The organism is Caldicoprobacter faecalis (assembly GCF_900115765.1).
GTDB classification, from domain to species: Bacteria; Bacillota; Clostridia; order Caldicoprobacterales; family Caldicoprobacteraceae; genus Caldicoprobacter; species Caldicoprobacter oshimai.
In genome coordinates this window covers 1-5,010 of sequence record NZ_FOXR01000062.1, presented here as the reverse complement: position 1 = coordinate 5,010, position 5,010 = coordinate 1, and the positions used below count along the sequence as shown (strand labels likewise).

The 5,010-nt window shown below is 42.9% G+C and carries 5 protein-coding genes and 1 pseudogene; 2 read left to right on the top strand and 4 right to left on the bottom strand.

The window, feature by feature from the left end:
* Positions 1-10 precede the first annotated feature (10 nt).
* On the bottom strand, positions 11-136 hold the full coding sequence (locus BM241_RS12985; protein ID WP_278292899.1) for a hypothetical protein: 126 nt from the start codon (positions 134-136) through the stop codon (positions 11-13).
* A gap of 358 nt (positions 137-494) precedes the next feature.
* Between BM241_RS12985 and BM241_RS11825 the strand changes: the two genes are divergently transcribed.
* Together BM241_RS11825 and BM241_RS11820 are read left to right on the top strand one after the other, a co-directional pair.
* A complete protein-coding gene (locus BM241_RS11825) occupies positions 495-1,049 on the top strand; it encodes an RNA polymerase sigma factor (RefSeq protein ID WP_092282881.1) in 555 nt (184 codons plus the stop codon).
* Positions 1,030-1,788: a hypothetical protein gene (locus BM241_RS11820; RefSeq protein WP_092282880.1), complete on the top strand. Its 759-nt coding sequence runs from the start codon at positions 1,030-1,032 to the stop codon at positions 1,786-1,788. The genes BM241_RS11825 and BM241_RS11820 overlap by 20 nt, the downstream gene beginning before the upstream one ends.
* Positions 1,789-1,951: 163 nt before the next feature.
* Here BM241_RS11820 and BM241_RS11815 read toward each other — a convergent pair whose 3' ends face one another.
* The 3 genes and pseudogenes from BM241_RS11815 to zwf all read right to left on the bottom strand — a co-directional run bounded on the left by BM241_RS11815 (position 1,952) and on the right by zwf (position 4,710).
* Positions 1,952-2,395 (bottom strand): PPC domain-containing DNA-binding protein, encoded by a 444-nt coding sequence (locus BM241_RS11815; protein ID WP_177206172.1) that lies wholly within the window; start codon positions 2,393-2,395, stop codon positions 1,952-1,954.
* A gap of 19 nt (positions 2,396-2,414) precedes the next feature.
* Positions 2,415-3,001, bottom strand: a pseudogene (locus tag BM241_RS11810) (RraA family protein).
* Positions 3,002-3,231: 230 nt separating this feature from the next.
* A complete protein-coding gene (zwf, locus tag BM241_RS11805; protein ID WP_092282878.1) occupies positions 3,232-4,710 on the bottom strand; it encodes a glucose-6-phosphate dehydrogenase in 1,479 nt (492 codons plus the stop codon).
* Between the last annotated feature and the right edge of the window lie 300 nt (positions 4,711-5,010).

Here is a 5,010-nt window from a genome sequence, read left to right as displayed (position 1 = left end):
AATCTATATCCTAAACTCGCATCTTGCCGCAAATGAGTCTTACCTCTCCAGAATTGACCTGGCCTTCCAACCACTGTTCAGTTTTCAAGGACCATCTCCCGCCGCCCCTTAAAAGCGGCGAATTATATACTATCAAATCAATTCCCCTTTGTCAATACCCTTTTTTTGTTCCTCTTTTATTATGCTCTCTTAAGCCGCCATCAGCTCCCTTGGCCAACGGCCGTTATAGATTATCACACACAACCCCTGCTTGTCAATATCCTTTTTATAAAAAGCATTTTATTATGTTATTTACGCTGCATTTATCTTTATTAATAAATCGTGTAACAGTTAACATCTCTATTGCTGATTCTTTTCATCTCAATATGAGCATCCGGCTTCCAAGGCTTTATACGCAGAAGAGCAAAAAGAAGAGGAAAAATATCTCAATTTCGAAAACTTTTCTCCTTTTAAAAGGGTATCTTATATAGAAAGACCGGAAAGGAGGTGCACGGGTGGAAAAGGATGTGATTGCCAGGATTAAAGAAGGCGATAAACAAGCCTTTGAACAGCTGTACAACGAATATGCAGAATATGCTATACGTACGGCATTTGCCATCACCAAAAACAGCGCCGATGCATCCGATGCCGTTCAAGAAGCCCTTATAAGGGTTTACCGAAACATAATCTTCTATGATGAAGAAAAACCCTTTAAACCCTGGTTTTACAGGATACTGGTGAACGAATGCAACCGGATTATGAAGCGCAAATCAAAGGTGATACCGATAGACCAGTACTTAGATGACCATCCTATGAGCTCACAGAGGGACGACTATAAATTCGAGGAATACGAGGAGCTTTATGCTGCAATACAGGGGCTTAAAGAAATAAACAGGATACCAATTATATTAAAATATCTCAATAATTTTTCAGAAAAAGAAATTGCTGAGATTTTGGATGTAAATATAAATACCGTAAAATCAAGGCTTTTCAAAGGGCGTGAAAGGCTTAAACAGGTTTTATTAGAAATAAAGGAAGGGAGGAAAAGAAGTGGAGGAAAAAATTTTTGACCAAGAGATCAAAGACGCTCTCTTGAAAGCCACAGACGTATCCTTAAATCTTAAAGAGGACATATGGAAAGGTATTGAATCCAAAATTGAATATTATGGAAACCAAAAGGAGGTAAAGGCCATAAAAAAGAGTAAAATCAAATCCATCTTTACAGCCATAACCCTGACAGCAGCAGCTTTAGGCATAGCATTTTTCACATCTACCAATGCAGGCAGGGCTGCAGTTGCCAAAATTAGGGAAATACTTACCCCAGAAAAGGTCATAGTCCAGGATATAGAGGGGCAAAAGGAGGACACCAAGGTAAACCTCAATGAAGGACCCGGATACGTTATATACGTCGATGAAAGCATGTATCACGTGGTAAAACAAGATGGAAAGGATAGAATCATTCCAAACGTGGATCCGGGCGACAATTTGCCGGAGGTATACATGGAAATTCAGCGAGTGGCGAATAAATCTCCTCAGGAGATGGCCGCACAGCTGGAAGCCGAGCTTAAGTCCTCCTTTGAAACCGTGGATAACTATGGCGTCGTCAATGACCCTATTGAGTCGATATCCTTACGCGCCCGTAGCGGCCTTGAATTTGACTCTCCCATAGTGAGATATTACCTTGTAGATGATAAACAGGGAGGCACCTTTGTGATAAAACAGCAGTTCTTCCTGGGAGCCGAAGAAGGACATGGGGCAAGGTTCTACCACATGCTCAAAGAATTTAAAATAGTTACTTCACAGGAATAATCACAAAAATCAAAGCAAAAAGAGGTTGGTAAATCAACCTCTTTTTGCGCTATCGGGCTTCCCCTAAAAGTTTTCCTTATATTCCTCCTCACCCTCATCAAGAAAAACTTACGGGAAGCTTTATATTTTTATTGACCTCGTAACCGTTGCCTACAGCCTAACCTCATAGCCGTTGCTTGCGGCTTATAAGCTTTAATATGTTTTTATCATTGGGTACTCTGGTAAGGTCCAGCGATTTTACCTCCACTATAACTATTTCTGCCAAATACAAAACCCTGCAGCCGTTCTCAAGATGCCCCGCATAGGCTTTTTCACGATCAGACACTACGGCATGCAAATGTGGCTTTCCATCCGCTATTATGCCGTCTATTGACGCAAGCTCAAGAGGTTTGTCTTCCCAGCGTTCAAAATGCTCAACCGGCGGATAACCAGTGGTCATTACCATATGCAGTGTGCACCTGTCCAGCGTTCCTATGCCAGATACCACCACCGCATCTTTAATCCCTTCCTTGACGATCAGCTCATTTATGCTTTCAAGCACCATGTCTCCTTGGTCTAACCTTAGTACAAATATTCTGCCAATTTCCTGTGTTGAAAAATACTCCATAAACGGCATCCCCCTTCATCTATTTGACAGTATCATCCAGCTCCCAGCCCATGGCTTCATACAATTTCCTTCTTTGAATCTTATCATTGTTTAACTCGCGTCTGGCATATTTAGCTACTTCATAAGCCATCTTTCTGGGAACTACAATTACTCCGTCCCCATCCGCTACAACCACATCTCCAGGGTGCACAACTACACCGCCCACCGATACGGGAATATCCTTGGCGTCATAACGCAACCTACCCTGTACCATTGCCTGAGATATAAATCTCGACCAGACAGGAATCTTTTGCAAAATCAGCTCGTCAGTGTCTCGCACCCCGCCCTCTATCACATAACCACGGGCTCCCCTTCTAAAACCTTCCAGAGAATTGTGAGAACCCATAAGGCAGCATTTACCCCACTTTGATCAATAACTATAAAATCGCCCGGTTGGATATCTTCTATCCACGGATAAGTACAAACATTGTTATAATACCAGCTTACCCATTCAGTATATTCCTCAGGACTCATTTTGGGGACCGAACCTTCATAAGGCAGATATCGTACCGTCCTAGCAATCCCTACTACTCTTGTTCTAAACAGCGGACGAATCTCATGAGACATGCTGCCATAGCCATGCATCATGTTCCAATCCATTCCATCCCGTACATCAGCCACGCGAAGTCCTTCATAAAGCTTTAAAAGTTCTTCCCTTTCTGATTTAGACATATCCATGATTAAAACCCCCCTCATTCACTTTAAACAATAAGTTCTTGTACTGGCAATTTTTATCTTACCTTTATATTGTATCAGGATATTATACAAAGTTCAAATAACTTTTATTTACAAAAGCCCTATCCCATCATCCTCCACTTTCTCCCATCCCTTTCTATCAGCTCCTTGGCTGCAGGAGGGCCCCATGTCCCAGCCGGATAGTTTGGAAAATCAGGCTCCTCTTCTGCCCATACTTTGGCTATGTTATCCACAAAGCGCCAGGCATATTCCACCTCATCCCAGCGCGTAAAAAGCGCAGAATCGCCTTTCATGGCATCCAGCAAAAGCCGCTCATAGGCATCGGGAGACACGGCATCGACGGCACAGTTCTGGCAAAAGTCCATCCCCACCTGTATTATCTCGTTCTTAACTCCGGGTTTCTTGGCGTTGAAATACAGCTCCACTCCTTCACGGGGTTGGATCCGTATCAAAAGAGTGTTGGGTTTGAGCCCCTTTAGTTCCTTAAAATACAGCACCTCGGGCAGGGATATGAATTGTATAACTATCTCAGTAAACTTCTCGGGCAATCTCTTACCAGTCAGCAGATAAAACGGCACCCCACCCCATCTGAAGTTTTCAATCTCCACTTTCATGGCCACAAAGGTTTCGGTGTTGGAAAAAGGCGACACCCTGCTCTCCTCCCGATATCCTACAACAGGCTTCCCATCTATATAGCCCCCGCCGTACTGCCCCCTCACCACGTCCCGCCGCACCTTGGCAGGAGTCATTTCCGACAGCGATTTTAGCACCTTGACCTTTTCGTCCCTTATAGACTCGGTATCCAGCTGTGCAGGAGGTTCCATGGCAGTTAGCATTAAAAGCTGGAGCATGTGATTTTGTATCATATCCCTCAGCGCCCCTGCCTTTTCATAATAAGGCCCTCTGTTCTCAACCCCCACTGTTTCGCTGGATATAATCTGAACATGGTCTATATATTTGTTATTCCACAACGGCTCAAAGAGGGCGTTGGCAAAACGTATGGCCATTATGTTTTGAAGCATTTCTTTCCCTAGATAATGATCTATCCTGTATACATGCCTTTCGCTAAACACACTTGTTATGACATTGTTTAAGGCTATTGCCGAACTTAAATCGCTGCCAAAGGGCTTTTCTATAATCAGCCTCTGCCAGCTCAATCCGTCGTTTAGCACCATACCGGCAGATTTGAGGTGCTGAACTATTGTTTTAAAATGCTCAGGCGCCACCGCCAGATAGTACAACCTGTTGCCCTGCGTTCCATAACGGTCATCCAGCCTAGACAGGTATTCCTTCAAGCCCACATATCCATAGGAATCACTTATATCCAATTTATAGTAATAGAACCTGGATACAACGGCATTCAAATCTTCATCAGTGCCGCTGTTGGGCCTTGAAAACTTCTTTATCGCTTCAACAGCATCTTGCCTGAACTCTTCGTCGGTTTTATCCCTGCGTCCCACCGAGACCACAGCAAAATGCTGAGACAGTTGCTCTGATAAAAAGAGGTTATAAACAGCAGGATACAGCTTTCGATGAGCCAAATCACCCGTACCACCAAATATGACCAATAAACAGTCCACGTCTTTTCACCTCCAAAGGTTCCCCATTTAAAACGCCTTTAAATTTATATCTTAAGTATAACCAGCCTCTACCCCTCTAAAACTAATTTTTATCGCGTAAACCTTGCAACGCCCTGGGCATAAAGTTGTGGCACATTATGTCGCTTAATTGAGAGGAACTGTATTAATTTTTTGTTAAAACTTTGTAAATAATGGTGATAAACATCTGTTGTTATTCTGTGATAATGTCATATTGAAATTATTCTGATATAATGTCATACATGAGAGAGGAGATATTCAACATGACACAAAAAGAAATGA